Annotated in this window: 15 protein-coding genes; 10 read left to right on the top strand and 5 right to left on the bottom strand. The window is 71.1% G+C overall.

Annotated features, from left to right (window positions below; genetic code table 11):
- Positions 1–42: 42 nt before the first annotated feature.
- The 7 genes from AW27_RS14445 (at position 43) to AW27_RS14415 (ending at position 4,474) form a co-directional block, all read left to right on the top strand.
- Positions 43–1,179, top strand: a complete 1,137-nt coding sequence (locus AW27_RS14445; protein WP_037921207.1) for a threonine aldolase family protein — start codon at positions 43–45, stop codon at positions 1,177–1,179.
- Between the two features lie 241 nt (positions 1,180–1,420).
- Positions 1,421–1,606 carry a DUF397 domain-containing protein gene (locus AW27_RS14440; protein ID WP_037921209.1) on the top strand — a complete coding sequence of 62 codons (186 nt, stop codon included), beginning with the start codon at positions 1,421–1,423 and terminating at the stop codon, positions 1,604–1,606.
- A gap of 84 nt (positions 1,607–1,690) precedes the next feature.
- Entirely contained in the window at positions 1,691–2,278 is a 588-nt protein-coding gene (locus AW27_RS14435; RefSeq protein ID WP_037921210.1) for a hypothetical protein, read from the top strand.
- A 103-nt stretch (positions 2,279–2,381) separates the two neighbouring features.
- Positions 2,382–2,549, top strand: coding sequence for a hypothetical protein (locus AW27_RS14430; RefSeq protein WP_030027391.1), 168 nt, complete (start codon positions 2,382–2,384; stop codon positions 2,547–2,549).
- A 348-nt stretch (positions 2,550–2,897) separates the two neighbouring features.
- On the top strand, positions 2,898–3,428 hold the full coding sequence (locus tag AW27_RS14425; RefSeq protein ID WP_078556373.1) for a BlaI/MecI/CopY family transcriptional regulator: 531 nt from the start codon (positions 2,898–2,900) through the stop codon (positions 3,426–3,428).
- Between the two features lie 11 nt (positions 3,429–3,439).
- Positions 3,440–3,970: an amino-acid N-acetyltransferase gene (locus tag AW27_RS14420; protein WP_037921215.1), complete on the top strand. Its 531-nt coding sequence runs from the start codon at positions 3,440–3,442 to the stop codon at positions 3,968–3,970.
- A 165-nt stretch (positions 3,971–4,135) separates the two neighbouring features.
- Positions 4,136–4,474, top strand: a complete 339-nt coding sequence (locus tag AW27_RS14415) for a histone-like nucleoid-structuring protein Lsr2 (protein ID WP_037921217.1) — start codon at positions 4,136–4,138, stop codon at positions 4,472–4,474.
- Here the strand turns inward: AW27_RS14415 and AW27_RS14410 are convergent.
- Positions 4,453–5,025, bottom strand: coding sequence for an SCO3374 family protein (locus AW27_RS14410; RefSeq protein WP_052030521.1), 573 nt, complete (start codon positions 5,023–5,025; stop codon positions 4,453–4,455). The two genes, AW27_RS14415 and AW27_RS14410, sit on opposite strands and share 22 nt — an antisense overlap.
- A 474-nt stretch (positions 5,026–5,499) precedes the next feature.
- On the opposite strand from AW27_RS14410, the gene AW27_RS14405 reads away from it, so the two are divergent.
- Complete coding sequence (locus tag AW27_RS14405; protein WP_037921221.1) at positions 5,500–8,025, top strand: ATP-dependent Clp protease ATP-binding subunit; 2,526 nt, start codon at positions 5,500–5,502, stop codon at positions 8,023–8,025.
- Positions 8,026–8,177: 152 nt separating this feature from the next.
- On the opposite strand, the gene AW27_RS14400 is transcribed toward AW27_RS14405, so the two are convergent.
- On the bottom strand, positions 8,178–9,170 hold the full coding sequence (locus tag AW27_RS14400) for a GlxA family transcriptional regulator (RefSeq protein ID WP_037921596.1): 993 nt from the start codon (positions 9,168–9,170) through the stop codon (positions 8,178–8,180).
- A gap of 136 nt (positions 9,171–9,306) precedes the next feature.
- Here AW27_RS14400 and AW27_RS14395 point away from each other — a divergent pair, with 136 nt between their 5' ends.
- Positions 9,307–9,993, top strand: a complete 687-nt coding sequence (locus AW27_RS14395; protein WP_157840232.1) for a hypothetical protein — start codon at positions 9,307–9,309, stop codon at positions 9,991–9,993.
- Positions 9,994–10,443: 450 nt separating this feature from the next.
- Positions 10,444–11,028 carry a M23 family metallopeptidase gene (locus AW27_RS14390; RefSeq protein ID WP_037921230.1) on the top strand — a complete coding sequence of 195 codons (585 nt, stop codon included), beginning with the start codon at positions 10,444–10,446 and terminating at the stop codon, positions 11,026–11,028.
- Positions 11,029–11,109: 81 nt separating this feature from the next.
- Here AW27_RS14390 and AW27_RS14385 read toward each other — a convergent pair whose 3' ends face one another.
- From AW27_RS14385 to cseB, 3 genes are read right to left on the bottom strand one after another with little or no spacing between them, the layout of a single operon-like run.
- The gene (locus AW27_RS14385) at positions 11,110–12,297 is read right to left on the bottom strand and encodes a LamG-like jellyroll fold domain-containing protein (RefSeq protein ID WP_052030456.1); all 1,188 of its coding nucleotides are present in this window, start codon (positions 12,295–12,297) and stop codon (positions 11,110–11,112) included.
- 54 nt (positions 12,298–12,351) lie between these two features.
- Positions 12,352–13,692 carry a two-component system sensor histidine kinase CseC gene (gene cseC / locus AW27_RS14380; RefSeq protein ID WP_037921232.1) on the bottom strand — a complete coding sequence of 447 codons (1,341 nt, stop codon included), beginning with the start codon at positions 13,690–13,692 and terminating at the stop codon, positions 12,352–12,354.
- Positions 13,689–14,402, bottom strand: coding sequence for a two-component system response regulator CseB (gene cseB / locus AW27_RS14375; protein WP_037921234.1), 714 nt, complete (start codon positions 14,400–14,402; stop codon positions 13,689–13,691). The genes cseC and cseB overlap by 4 nt, the downstream gene beginning before the upstream one ends.

Below are 14,402 nucleotides of genomic sequence, written 5' to 3'. Positions count from 1 at the left end.
GGCTCTTGGCCGGTCGGGGACGAGGGGCGAGGATCAGGGGCCATGAGCGACAGCGACGACGAAACGCGACGCACGGCCCGGCTCGTGGCCGCCTGGCGGGCGGCCGACCGGACCCTGACCCGCAGTCCGCGCGAGGCGACGCTGGGTGAGTCGCTGGCGCGGCTCGCCCAGGGCCCGTACGACCACGACATGGACGCGCCGGCCGACCTCTACGGCGACGGGATCGTCGAGGAACTGGAGCGGCGGGTCGCGCAGCTGCTCGGGACGCAGGACGCCGCCTTCTTCCCCAGCGGCACGATGGCGCAGCAGGTCGCGCTGCGCTGCTGGGCCGGCCGGACCGGGAACCCGGTCGTCGCGCTGCACCCGATGAGCCACCCGGAGATGTGGGAGGGCGAGGCCCTGTCGGTGGTCTCCGGGCTGCGGGTGGTGCACCCGACGACCGAGGCGCGCCAGCCGACCGCGCAGGAGGTCGAAGAGGTCCGCGAGCCCTTCGGCACGCTGATGCTGGAGCTGCCGCTGCGCGAGGCCGGGTTCCTGCTGCCCACCTGGGAGGAGCTGCGGGCGCTGGTGGAGGCGGGACGGGAGCGGGAGGCGGTGATCCACTTCGACGGCGCCCGGTTGTGGGAGTCCACCGTCCACTTCGGCCGCCCGCTTCCGGAGATCGCCGGGCTGGCCGACTCGGTGTACGTCTCGTTCTACAAGTCGCTCGGCGGCCTGAGCGGGGCGGCCCTGGCCGGGCCGTCGGATTTCGTGGAGGAGACCAGGGTCTGGCGCCACCGCTACGGGGGCCAGATCTTCCGACAGTTCCCGCAGGCCCTGGCCGCGCTGGCCGGACTCGAAGGGGAGCTCCCGCGGCTGCCGGCGTACGTGGCCCAGGCACGGATGGTCGCCCGGGCTCTGCGCGAGGCCCTCGGGAAGGCCGGCGTCCCCTGGGTGCGCGTCCACCCCGAGGAGCCGCACACCCACCAGTTCCAGGTGTGGCTGCCCCACGACCCGGACCGGCTGACGGAAGCGGGCCTGCGGCAGGCGGAGGAGACCGGAACGGTCTTCTTCCGCCGCTGGTCGGCCGGGGGGCCGCCGGGCCTCGCGGTGACCGAGCTGGAGGTCACCGAGCCGGGCCTGTCCTGGACGGAGTCCGAGGTCCACGAGGCGGTCTCGGCCTTCGTGGCCCGGATCTGACGCCGCCCGGCCGCGGCCGGAAGCGGCTCCCGCCGCGGCCGGGAACGGCCCTTGCCGGGGCCTGGAACGCTTCCCTGCCGGGGTCGGGCGAATCGGCTCCGACTGCGCGGAGCCGTACCATCCGCACCCTCTCGGGGCAGCGGCGAAACGCCGAGTTGCGTGAAAGTCGCCGGTGAGGACAGGCCGCGGCGTTACCGTCCTTTGACCGCAATTACCGGCCACCGTGCCCGGAGGAGACACCATGACTGCTCAGCCCGCGTGGCGGAAGTCCTCGTTCTGCGGTGCCGGCGACGCCTGCGTCTACGTCGCCGTCGCCCCCGGCGCCCTCGTGAAGGTCGCCGACCGCGTCGACCCCGCCCACCTGGTCCTCGCCACCACCCAGGCCGCCTGGGCGGACTTCCTGCGCGCGGTCAAGGAGACCGGCTGAGGCCGGTGCCGACATCCGGCCGCGCCGCGCCGCACCCACCCCTCCTGAGGGGATTTTGTCCGATTAGCGCGTATCTTCGGCCCCATGCCCACGCCCTACGGATCCCGCGGCGGCATGGCGTTCAGCGCTGCTGAGCTGCACGTGCTCAGGCGTTCGCTCGCCCACGCCCTTCAGTCCTCCTCGGCCCCCTTGGCGGCCGAGGAGGTCCAGGACTGCCTGCGCCTCGCGCAGGCGGTGGACGAAGCGGCCCGGGAGGCGGGCCGGCTCAGAGCCTTCGTCCTGGACGATCTGGCCCGCTACCGGAACGCTCTGCCCGGCAGTCTCTCCGGCTACCTGGAGCTGCTCCGGGAGGCCCTCGCCGGCGGCTACGAGCCGGTCCCCGACGACCTCGCCGCCCTGCGCGCGCTCCGGTCCGATCCGGCTGCCGCCGCACTGCTGCAACGGGCCCGGGCCGTCGCAGAGCGTTCCGTACGGCGACGTCTGGCCACGGCCCGCGCACCACGCGCCCGCCGGCTGTCCCTGGCGGGCGGCCGGGAGGAGCCGCCGCGACCGGCTCCCGCGCCGCCCAAGGAGCGGCCGCGCCCCGAACGGCCCGTCCCCACTCCCGGCGAGGTCTTCCCGCCACGCCGCAAGCCCACCCCGCCCCCGGCGTCCGGGCTCGCCGTCGTGTGAGCGCGTCCGGCCGGAGCGGGCCGCGGGGCGGCGGCCCGGGGTGGCGGGGGTGCGCCCCTCACCCACCCCGCCCGGCCGGGCTGAGTGTGGCTACGCTGGGGGCATGGACTACGTCTCCGCGCTCGTGCCCCCCTTCGTGATGGCCGCGTTCTTCATCGCCCTCGTCGTGACGATCGTGAAGAGCCAGGGCGGCTCCAACAAGTCCAAGGAGGACGCGGCGGTCGACGCCGTGATCGCCCGGGCCGAAGCCGCCCGCCAGCAGCAGAACTAGGCCGTCTCTTTCAGGACGTGCCGGTTGAGCCCGCGGTGCCAGGCGCCGCGGGTCGGGCTGGATCCGGAAGAGCTCCGGAAGAGCTCCGGAAGAGCTCCGGAAGAGACGGCCTGGACGCCCGCCCGGCCGGGCCGATTTCCGTGGACCACGCCCGGCCCGCGGTGCGGTCCGATGCGCCGTGATCCGGCCCGGCCCGTCGCCTGACCCATAGGACACGTTCCGGGGCGCTCCGGGCGCGGAGCGCCTCCGCGCGGGCATGCGCCCGTACGGGCCGTGCGCCCGATTTCTGCCGCGCGTTGCCGGGTGAATGGTCGGGCAATTCCGCACAACCCGCACTATCGTGCTGTTGTGCCTCGCCCCTTGGGAGAACTCGAAGACGCCGTCATGACGCGGGTGTGGCAGTGGAACCGCCCGGTCACCGTTCGGGAAGTCCTGGAAGACCTCCAGCAGGAACGGTCCATCGCGTACACCACGGTCATGACCGTTATGGACAATCTCCATCAGAAGGGCTGGGTCCGGCGGGAAGCCGAGGGCCGCGCCTATCGGTATACCGCGGTCTCCACCCGCGCCGCCTACTCGGCCGCACTGATGAACGAAGCCTGGTCGACGAGCGACAACCCCGCCGCCGCTCTCGTCGCCTTCTTCGGCATGATGTCCGCGGAACAGCGCGAAGCCCTCCGGGACGCCGTCCGGGTCGTCCAGTACGACGACGAGTCCGGCGCCGAAGCCCCGGCGCAACCGCGCGCGGAAGCTCCCGTCGAACCGTCCGCCGAACCCGCCGCTCCGGCGGACGGCGATCCCGCTGCGGCGGAAGGCGATCCCGCTCCGGCGGAAGGCCAAGAGGAGTCCGCCGAGCACCCGGGTCCGGCGGGGCGATAGCGTCCGCAGCCATGGGAGAGTTTTCCTCTGCACACGCAGAAACAGTGACGATCCGCCGTGCCCGCACACGCGATGTTCCCGCGCTGCGCCGCCTCCTCGACCAGTACGTGCAGCAGCGGATCCTGCTCGACAAAGCGCCGGTCGTCCTTTACGAGGACATCCAGGAGTTCTGGGTCGCGGAACGCGACTCCGACGCACAGGTAGTGGGCTGCGGTGCACTCCATGTGATGTGGGAAGACCTGGCCGAGGTGCGCACTCTCGCCGTCGACCGCGACTTGAAGGGCGCCGGCGTCGGCCACCAGGTGCTCCGGCAGTTGTTGAGCACCGCCCGCACGCTCGGGGTGAGCCGGGTTTTCTGCCTGACCTTCGAAGTCGAGTTCTTCGCGAAGCACGGCTTCGTCGAGATCGGCGAGACCCCGGTCGACACCGATGTCTACATGGAGCTGTTGCGTTCCTATGACGAGGGCGTCGCCGAGTTCCTCGGTCTCGAACGAGTGAAGCCGAACACCTTGGGTAACAGTCGGATGCTTCTGCACCTCTGATCGATGGCCTCAGCTTTTCCGGCGCTCCGCGGTCCTGAGGCCTATGTCCGAATCGCGCACGTTTCCCGCCTCGTTGCGGTCCTGAACCTCTCCCGGGGGGTTTGTGTTTTCCAGGGAAAAGCGGTTTCCTTTCCGCGTACTGCTTTTCGATGAAAGGAAATCCCGGTGGCACAGAAGGTTCAGGTCCTTCTTGTCGACGACCTCGACGGCGGCGAGGCGGACGAGACCGTGACGTTCGCTCTGGATGGCAAGACCTACGAGATCGACCTCACCACCGCCAACGCTGAAAAGCTCCGCGGTCTGCTCGACCCGTACACCAAGGGCGGCCGCCGCACCGGTGGCCGCGCCACCGCGGCCCGCGCCAAGGGCCGCGCCTCCGCGGCGACCGGGAACCCGGACACGGCCGAGATCCGCGCCTGGGCCAAGGAGAACGGCTACAACGTGAACGACCGCGGACGCGTCCCGGCCGAGATCCGCGAGGCCTACGAGAAGGCCAAGGGCTGACGGACCCCTTGCGTACGCCGCCCCAGGCGCGCCCGGTGGCACTCCGTCGCCGCCGCCGCGACCAGGCGTACGAGATCGGGCCGGCGAGCGGGCCCTGCGGGCCGCCCGGGGCCCGGCAGGGCCGGCAGCAGCGCCTCACACCCCTGCTCGGGGGGTCGCAGCCACACGGCGGCCCCCCGGGGGCTTCCTCCGGGGGGCGGCCCCGGGGGTGCCGGGGCGGTGATCCGCCCGCCCTCACCCAGGGCGGTCAGATCCAGGGCGACCCCGCCCCACTCCAGCCAGTCGAGCAGCCCGTCGAGCTCCTCCGCGCTCCCCGGAGCCACCAGGAACCGCATCCGGCGACCCATCACGGCCACCGGACCCGTGGCGACCGGCCGGCGCAACAGCGCCGCCCCCGCGTCCGACGGCAGCTCCAGCACGTCGAAGCCGACGCCGGTCACGAGCTGGACCGGCGGCCCGCCCGTCACGGTCCACCCGAGCACCCTGCCGTACCAGGCGGCGTACGCGTCCTCCCCGGGCGCGACACGGGGCGGCGGGACGGTCGGCAGCACGGTTACGGGCATGTCCGGAGCAACTGCAGAAACGCTTCGGGGTTACGGTGGATGTGACGTTCCGCACTCGCGGATGTGCGGAACGTAAACGTTCGCGGCGGTGGAGTCCCACATTCGAGACGAAACTCTGTTCGCCCTCAGCGGAGGGAACCGGTGTCACCGGCATGGAGTGTCGGCCCGTACGGGTAAGACATTCCTAGTGGATCGGGGCGACACGCTGATTTGACCGGCTTCCGTTCGCCGTCGGCGTACACGCATGACGGGTATCTGCCTGGCCTGCGGGAACATCGTCTCGCACCATCGAGTTGGAGCAGTTGTCGGCTCTTCAAGCCGGTTTTCCCGCTGATGCAGGGGTGAGCCGTGGACGGATGTCGGCAGTTGGAATGAGCTGTCCCGCCCCACGGGACTAGCATGCGGAAGGACAGGGCGGGGACCGACCCCGAACTGCCCGACCGCTCTGAGGAGCGATAAACGATGTTCGAGAGGTTCACCGACCGCGCGCGGCGGGTTGTCGTCCTGGCTCAGGAAGAAGCCCGGATGCTCAACCACAACTACATCGGCACCGAGCACATCCTCCTGGGCTTGATCCACGAGGGTGAGGGTGTCGCCGCTAAGGCCCTGGAGAGCCTCGGGATTTCGCTCGAGGCTGTTCGCCAGCAGGTTGAGGAGATCATCGGTCAGGGCCAGCAGGCCCCGTCCGGCCACATCCCCTTCACCCCGCGGGCGAAGAAGGTCCTGGAGCTTTCGCTCCGAGAGGCCCTCCAGCTCGGCCACAACTACATCGGCACCGAGCACATCCTGCTCGGCCTGATCCGCGAGGGCGAGGGCGTCGCCGCCCAGGTCCTCGTGAAGCTGGGCGCCGATCTCAACCGAGTCCGGCAGCAGGTCATCCAGCTGCTCTCCGGCTACACCGGCGGAGGCAAGGAGTCGGCCACGGCCGGCGGCCCGGCCGAGGGCACGCCCTCGACCTCGCTCGTCCTGGACCAGTTCGGCCGCAACCTCACCCAGGCTGCCCGCGAATCCAAGCTCGACCCGGTCATCGGGCGCGAGAAGGAGATCGAGCGGGTCATGCAGGTGCTCTCCCGCCGTACGAAGAACAACCCGGTCCTCATCGGCGAGCCCGGCGTCGGCAAGACCGCCGTCGTCGAGGGACTGGCGCAGGCGATCGTCAAGGGCGAGGTCCCCGAGACCCTCAAGGACAAGCACCTCTACACGCTTGACCTCGGCGCCCTGGTCGCCGGCTCCCGCTACCGCGGTGACTTCGAGGAGCGCCTGAAGAAGGTGCTCAAGGAGATCCGCACCCGCGGCGACATCATCCTGTTCATCGACGAGCTCCACACCCTCGTGGGTGCGGGCGCCGCCGAGGGCGCGATCGACGCCGCCAGCATCCTCAAGCCCATGCTGGCCCGTGGTGAGCTCCAGACCATCGGTGCCACGACGCTCGACGAGTACCGCAAGCACCTTGAGAAGGACGCGGCCCTCGAACGCCGCTTCCAGCCGATCCAGGTGGCGGAGCCTTCCCTCCCCCACACGATCGAGATCCTCAAGGGCCTGCGCGACCGCTACGAGGCCCACCACCGCGTCTCCATCACGGACGAGGCTCTCGTCCAGGCGGCGACGCTGGCGGACCGCTACATCTCGGACCGCTTCCTCCCGGACAAGGCGATCGACCTGATCGACGAGGCCGGCTCCCGGATGCGCATCCGCCGGATGACCGCGCCGCCGGACCTCCGCGAGTTCGACGAGAAGATCGCGGCCGTGCGCCGGGACAAGGAGTCGGCCATCGACTCCCAGGACTTCGAGAAGGCGGCTTCTCTCCGCGACAAGGAGAAGCAGCTGCTCACGGCGAAGACCAAGCGCGAGAAGGAATGGAAGGCCGGCGACATGGACGTCGTCGCCGAGGTCGACGGCGAGCTCATCGCCGAGGTCCTCGCGACCGCGACCGGCATTCCCGTCTTCAAGCTCACCGAGGAGGAGTCCTCGCGACTGCTCCGCATGGAGGACGAGCTCCACCGTCGGGTCATCGGCCAGAAGGACGCCATCAAGGCGCTCTCCCAGGCGATCCGCCGTACCCGTGCCGGTCTGAAGGACCCGAAGCGCCCGGGCGGCTCGTTCATCTTCGCCGGTCCGTCCGGTGTCGGTAAGACCGAGCTCTCCAAGACGCTCGCCGAATTCCTCTTCGGCGACGAGGACGCGCTGATCTCCCTCGACATGTCGGAGTTCAGCGAGAAGCACACGGTTTCCCGACTCTTCGGCTCGCCCCCCGGTTACGTGGGCTACGAAGAGGGCGGCCAGCTCACCGAGAAGGTGCGCCGGAAGCCGTTCTCCGTCGTCCTCTTCGACGAGGTCGAGAAGGCCCACCCGGATATCTTCAATTCCCTTCTCCAGATCCTGGAGGACGGTCGCCTGACCGACTCCCAGGGCCGGGTCGTGGACTTCAAGAACACGGTCATCATCATGACGACCAACCTGGGTACCCGGGACATCTCGAAGGGCTTCAACCTGGGCTTCGCGGCGCAGGGCGACACGAAGACCGGCTACGACCGGATGAAGGCGAAGGTCAACGAAGAGCTCAAGCAGCACTTCCGGCCCGAGTTCCTGAACCGTGTCGACGACACGGTCGTCTTCCACCAGCTCACCGAGGAAGACATCATCCAGATCGTCGACCTGATGATCGCGAAGGTCGACGAGCGCCTCAAGGACCGCGACATGGGCATCGAGCTGAGCGGCGACGCCAAGCTCCTGCTCGCCAAGCGCGGCTACGACCCGATCCTGGGTGCCCGGCCGCTGCGCCGGACCATCCAGCGCGAGATCGAGGACGTGCTGTCGGAGAAGATCCTCTTCGGCGAGCTGCGGCCCGGTCACATCGTGGTCGTCGGCAAGGAGGGTGAGGGCGAGGAAGCCAAGTTCACCTTCCGCGGCGAGGAGAAGTCGGCCCTGCCGGACCTGCCTCCGATCGAGGCCACGGGTTCCGGACCGGACCTGTCGAAGGGCGCGTAACGCGTAGGTGCGACCGAGCACCACACAAGGGGCGGCCCCGGAACCTCACGGTTCCGGGGCCGCCCCTTTGGCGCGGTTGCCCGCGGGGGCGCCTCCGCACCGGGCGCGCGGGAGTGGGCGGGGCGGACCGGACCGGGCGGGGGCGCCCGGGGCTACCGGGTCCCCGGGCCGAAGCGCTGGCGGTAAGCCGACGGCGTGAGCCCGGTCTCGCGGCGCAGCACGGTGCGGAGGTTGGCCGGGGTGCCGAGTCCGCTGCGGCGGGCGACGGCGTCGACGTGGGTGACCCCGTGTTCGAGGAGCCGGCGGGCGAGGGTGACGCGCTGCGCGGTCAGCCATGCGCGCGGGGTGGTGCCCAGTTGGGTGCGGAATCGCCGGTGCAGGGTGGTGGTGCTGACGGAAGCCTCGGCCGCGAGGTCCGCGACGCTGAGCGGGGCGTCCAGCCGCTCCTGTGCCCAGGCCAGCAGGGGTGCCAGTGACTCGTCGGGCAGCTCGGGCATGGGGCGTTCGATGAACTGCTGCTGCCCGCCGTCGCGATGGGCGGGGAAGACCAGGCGGCGGCTGATGGTGTTGGCGGTCTCCGCGCCGTGGTCGCGGCGGATGATGTGCAGGCCGAGGTCGAGTGCGGCGGCGCTGCCCGCGGAGGTGAGGATGCTGCCGTCGTCGACGAAGAGGACGTCGGGCTGTACGTGGACCTCGGGGTAGCGGGCGCGCAGGAGTTCCGCGCACTGCCAGTGCGTGGTGGCCCGGCGGCCGTCGAGTACGCCGGCCTCGGCCAGGGCGAACGCGCCGGTGCAGAAGGAGACCAGTCGGGCGCCGCGCGCGTGGGCGCGGCGTATGGCGTCCAGCACGGCGGGGTGGCGGGGGCGGGTGACGTCCGGTCTGCTCGGGACGATGAGGGTGTCGGCGGCCTCGGCGGCTTCGAGGCCTGCCGTCTCGGTGAGGGTGAAGAAGCGGCCTCGCATCACCGCGCGGTCGCCCGGCGTGCAGAGCGCGAACGCGTAGAGGTCGCGCCCCAGTTCGGGCCGGGGCAGGCCGAAGAGTTCGGTGGCACAGCCCAGTTCGAACGGATTGGTGTTCTCGTCCACGAGGACCGCCACCCGGTGCGGGCGCGACCCCGCGGGACCGTGGAAGGATTCTTGCGGCATGTGCATGTTCTAGCACTCACGTACGGGGGCGGCGGCACCCCAGAATGGCCGTCGAGCCGGCGCACCACCGCTGTCGCGGGTACGGACGACGCCCGCCGGCCCTCCTCTTGGACGACCACTGGAAGGAAACACGCGCATGCCATTAATCGGACGGGTACCGGTTCTTGCGGGGATCGCGGCCGGGATGCTGGTACTGGCCGCGACACCGGCCGCGGCGGCCCAGAGCCGCACCCTGACGCTGGAGGCCAGTGACCCGCTGGCGGCGAAGGCCTTGCAGATCTGCTACGATGTGCACCAGATCTCGCCGATGCCCTACTACGAGAACGACTGCAGGATCAGCTACGCCCCCTCCTCCTACCAGGCCGCCCCCGGGCCGGAGCACCAGGTGGGCGACCGCGTCCTCAACTACGCGTCCACGACGGTCACCCACACCCTGGCCTGGTCGGACACGGTCACGAGCTCGGACAGCTTCGAGGTGAGCTCGTCGGTGAAGTCCGCCGTCTGGGGCGCGGCGGAGGTCGCGGTGACCGCCAAGTACACCAAGACGTGGACGCGGTCGAGCACCGCCTCGCAGACGAACAGCCTGCCGGTTCCGGCCTGCAACGTGGGCTGGTTCAGCAGGGCGGCGGAGATGGGCACTGCCACCGGTGACCTGCGGCTCGACTTCGAGGCGGACACCAAGATCAGGAGCGGTACCAAGAAGAGGTACCGGCATGTCGTCGTCAAGAACAGTGTCTTCAGCGCGCCCACCGGGAAGAACGACCTGCTCATCGCCCGCTCCCGAGCGATGACGGCCGAGGAGCGCACCGGCTGCGCCTCCTGATGCCGGACGACCGCCCGCCGCCGGGGAGCCTCCCGGCGGCGGGCGGTCGGCGGCGGACCCGGCGCAGGCGTCCACCGCCGGACCCTGCCCCGTGGCCCGCACGACGTCCGCCGGCCCGGTGCGTGGTGCCCGTCACGTCCGGGCACGTCAGGGGCGCGGGTCCGGGGGTGCGGCCGGTGACAAGCCACACAGGGCAAATCGGACATACTAGGGGGTTTCGTAGATCGATAAGGCCCTTCCGGAGGGGTTGAGCCCCTGGAGAACCCCGTCAACGGGACATATCACCCTGGCGCGCCTACGAGCCACGGTAGTAAACGAGGACGTTTGGGGAACTCCGGACATCCGGGTTACCAAAGATGAGCCCACCCGGCACATGGCTGAGCGTGCCGGGTCACTTCATGCCCGAGACGGGCGTGAACGCCCCTGTCCCCGGCCCCGGAGGTCTGCTCTATGTCCGCGAAGCGCGTCATCGCCCGTTCTACCCGTATCACCGTCGGCGCAACCCTCGGTGCTGTGCTGGCTCTCGGGGCCGGGACGACCGCCGCCTTCGCCGACGCCCCGCAGGCGGCTCCCGCCGCCGGTGCCGACGCCGCCGCGGCGGCGAAGAAGAAGGCCGGGCTGTGGGACAAGCCGCTGGAGAAGTACACGCTGTCCGCGACCTTCGGCAAGGGCGGCAGCATGTGGGCCCGCAAGCACTCCGGCCAGGACTTCGCCGTCCCGGTCGGCACCCCGGTGAAGGCCGCGGCCGCCGGTGTGGTCGTCAAGGCCGGCCCGAACGGCGGCGGTGACGGTCCCGCCTACGGCAACGCCATCGTCATCAAGCACGCCAACAACACGTACTCGCAGTACGCGCACCTGTCGAAGATCCAGGTCAAGGTCGGCCAGAAGGTCGCCGTCAAGCAGCGCATCGCCCTGTCCGGCAACACCGGCAACTCCAGCGGTCCGCACCTGCACTTCGAGATCCGGACCACCCCGAACTACGGTTCCGCCCTCAACCCGGTGGCCTTCCTGCGCACCAACGGCGTCACCATCTGACCCGTACCGAACACGTCGTGACCACGCCGACCGGCCCGTGAGGCCGGTCGGCGTCGCCGTGTCCGGGCAGGTCCGGGCAGGTCAGGTGAGCAGCCAGCCGTGGGTCGGCTTCGGCGCCGGCGAGAGCTTGCCCTGCTTGTAGCCGGCGGCCTGCTCCTCCGTGAACGCCATGTCGTAGACCTTGACGTTGTGCAGGCCGCCCTGCCACGGCCCGGTCCAGATGTTGTGGTGTCGGGACCGGCCGAGCTGGAGCGGGCCGGGCGCCTGCCAGATGGGCGGCACCTCGGTCTCACCGGCCTTCTTGCCGTCCACGTAGAGGGCGATCGCCTTCTTCTCCGCGTCGTACGTGGCCATCAGCAGGGTGGGCGTCTTGAAGACCTCCAGCCCCTCCGCCGTCACCGTCCGCGTGGTCGCGGCCGCGCCCTTGTCGCCCGTCTGGACACGGAAGATCCAGGCCTTCTTGCCCTTCACCTCGTTGACGCCCAGCTCGAAGGAGAAGGACTCCCCGTCGCCCTGGCTCATGACGATCCGCGATCCCTTGGTCGCGGAGCTGTAGGCGCGGGCCGTGAGCGTGAAGCTCTTGGTGACGTCGACCACCGGCTCGGCGGACTGGCCCCAGGAGTTCCCGTTGCCCCTGCCGACGACCTGGAAGCGTTTGCCCAGCGCGCCGACCTTCAGGTCGGAGCCCAACCGGATGCCGGTCTGGCCGTAGCTGTCGCGCAGCAGGGTGTCGTCACCCGCCACGGTGGCGGTGTACGCGGTCGGTGACTTGGAGTCCTCCGGCTCGGGCGAGGCCGAGACCGAGGCCGAGGGCTGGGCGTCCTGCGCGTCGTCGCCGCGCATCAGGAAGAACGTTCCACCGCCGGCGAGGAGCGCCAGCACGGTCACCGTGCCACCCAGCATCCACAGCTTCTTCCGGCGCCGCTCGGCATCGGAGCGCTCGGCCATGGCCTCCCAGTCCGGCTGCTGCGCCGCACCGGGTATGTCCGGGCCGGCCAGCCTCGTGAACCCCGGCGGGCCGGGCTGCTCGGGCTGGCTCGGAGTGCCCGCGGGCTGCCACTGCTGACCGCCCGGGTCCTGCTGGTAGGGGTTCGGCTGCTGCCCGGGGTGCGGATAGCCGTAGCCGCCGCTGCCGGCCGGATGGCCGTAGCCGCCGCCGGCCGGGTAGCCGTAACCGTCCCGGGCGGGCGGTCCCGGCGGGAACCCGTAACCGCTGCCGGGGGCGGGATCGGGCTGAGGGCTGCTCGGGGGATTCGTGCCGTCGGTCATGGCAGGGAAGCCTAGGACACGCACCTCGGGCGGGTACGGCCCGGTGCCCCTCCCTCAGCCCGGCGGCAGCTTCAGGACCGGGAAGCTGCCCGTCGCCGTCGGCGCGTGCTCCGGCAGCCACAGCACCGCGACGGCTCCGGCCGCCCCGCCGTCGGGCGTGCCCGGCGCCGTCACCGAGCGGTCCAGGACGCCCGGAGCCGCCACGTTGCGGAACGTCAACCGGGCGCCCAGCACCCGTGCCTGGCCCTCCGCGATGGTCAGGCCCAGCCCGTGCCCGACACCCGCGCGGTCCGTCGACCCGGTGCGGAACCGGCTCGGCCCCTCGCGCAGCAGCGCCTCGGGGAAGCCCGGCCCGTGGTCGCGGACCCGTACCACCCGCCCTTCGACGTCGACCTGGATCGGCTGCCTTCCGTACCGGGCGGCGTTGGCGAGCAGGTTGCCCAGGATCCGCTCCAGCCGCCGAGGGTCGGTGCTGACGACCTCGTCCGCGACGATCCGTACGGTCGCCTCCGGCATCAGCGCCTTCACGCGCCGGCTCACGAACTCGCCCAGTGCCACCTCCTGGAGCTCCGCCCGCTCCGAGGCGCTGTCCAGCCGAGCCACCTCCAGCACGTCCTCGACCAGCGCGCGCAGCGCCTGGGCACGGTCCCGGACCAGCTCCGTCGGCCGCCCCGGGGGCAGCAGTTCGGCGGCGGTGAGCAGGCCCGTCACCGGTGTCCGCAGCTCGTGCGCGATGTCCGCGGTCACCCGCCGCTCGGCCTCCAGCCGCTGCTGGAGCGCGTCCGCCATGGCGTCCACGGCCCGCGCGAGGTCGTCCGTCTCGTCGCGGACGACGCCGCCGACCGCGTCCCGCACCCGTACGTCGGGATCGCCGTGCGCCACCCGCTGGGAGGCCGCCGCGGCCTTGCGCAGCCGGCGCGAGATCTGGCCGCCGATCAGCACGCCGAGCGCCGAACCGGCGACCACGGCCGACAGACCACCGATGACCAGGGCCCGGTCCAGGTCGTTGAGCAGGTTCGTGCTCTCCCGGAAGGGCGTGTGCAGCGACAGCACCATCCCGTTCCCGAGCGGTACGGCGGCCCACACCTCGGGCAGCCCGTGCGGATGCTCCTGGATATAGGTCCCGCGCCGCCCCGACTGCGCCTTCTGCCGCAGCTCGGCGGGCAGTTCGGGGTCATTGAGCTTGGCCCCCATGGGGGGCTTGCGCCCGGCTTCGGCGTTGCGGGAGATGAACTGCACGCGCTCCAACTGGACATCGCGCGCGCTCTCCAGCATCGAGACACGGGCCGCGCTGTGCACCACCAGACTCAGTGCGATCGTGACGAGGGCGCCCACGGCGGCGATGGCGAGCGTGATCTTCCAGCGGATCCCCGTACGGAGGGTGAACCGTCTCATGCTTTCAGCTTGTATCCGAAGCCCCGGACCGTTTCGATCCGGTCCTGTCCGATCTTGGTGCGCAGGCGCTGGACGTGGACGTCCACGACGCGTGTGTCGCCGCCCCAGTCGTAGTCCCAGACCCGCTCCAGGAGCCGGTCCCGCGACAGGACGGTGCCGGGCGCCGAGGAGAACTCCAGCAGCAGCCGCATCTCCGTCGGCGTCAGCGCCACGGGGGCGCCCGACCTGCGCACCTCCATGCCCTCGGTGTCCACTTCCAGGTCGCCGAAGGAGAGCACCCCGCGCTCCGCGTCCGGGTCGTGGTCGGAGCCGCCGCCGGCGCCGTTGTGCGGGCCTCCCGAATGGTCGAAGCGGCGCAGCACGGCGCGGATGCGGGCGACGAGCACCGAACCGTCGAAGGGCTTGGTGACGTAGTCGTCGGCGCCCGCCTCCAGGCCCAGCACGACGTCGATGCTGTCGGCGCGCGCCGACAGCATGATGACCGGGACGGTGGACTCGTCACGGATGCGGCGGCACAGGCTCACGCCGTCCATGCCGGGGACCATCACGTCCAGCAGGGCGATGTCGGGCCGGCGAGCGCGGAACGACTCCAGGCCCGACAGGCCGTCGGGCATGGCCGTGACCGTGAACCCGTCGCGCTCCAGCGCCAGGGTCGTGGCCTCACGGATGACGTCGTCGTCCTCCACGAACAGGACATGGGTCTCGGCCAT

Origin of the sequence: Streptomyces sp. PCS3-D2 (genome assembly GCF_000612545.2) — a bacterium.
GTDB lineage: Bacteria > Actinomycetota > Actinomycetes > Streptomycetales > Streptomycetaceae > Streptomyces.
The sequence above is the reverse complement of the archived record's forward strand: the minus strand, read 5'-3'. Positions and strand labels throughout refer to the sequence as shown.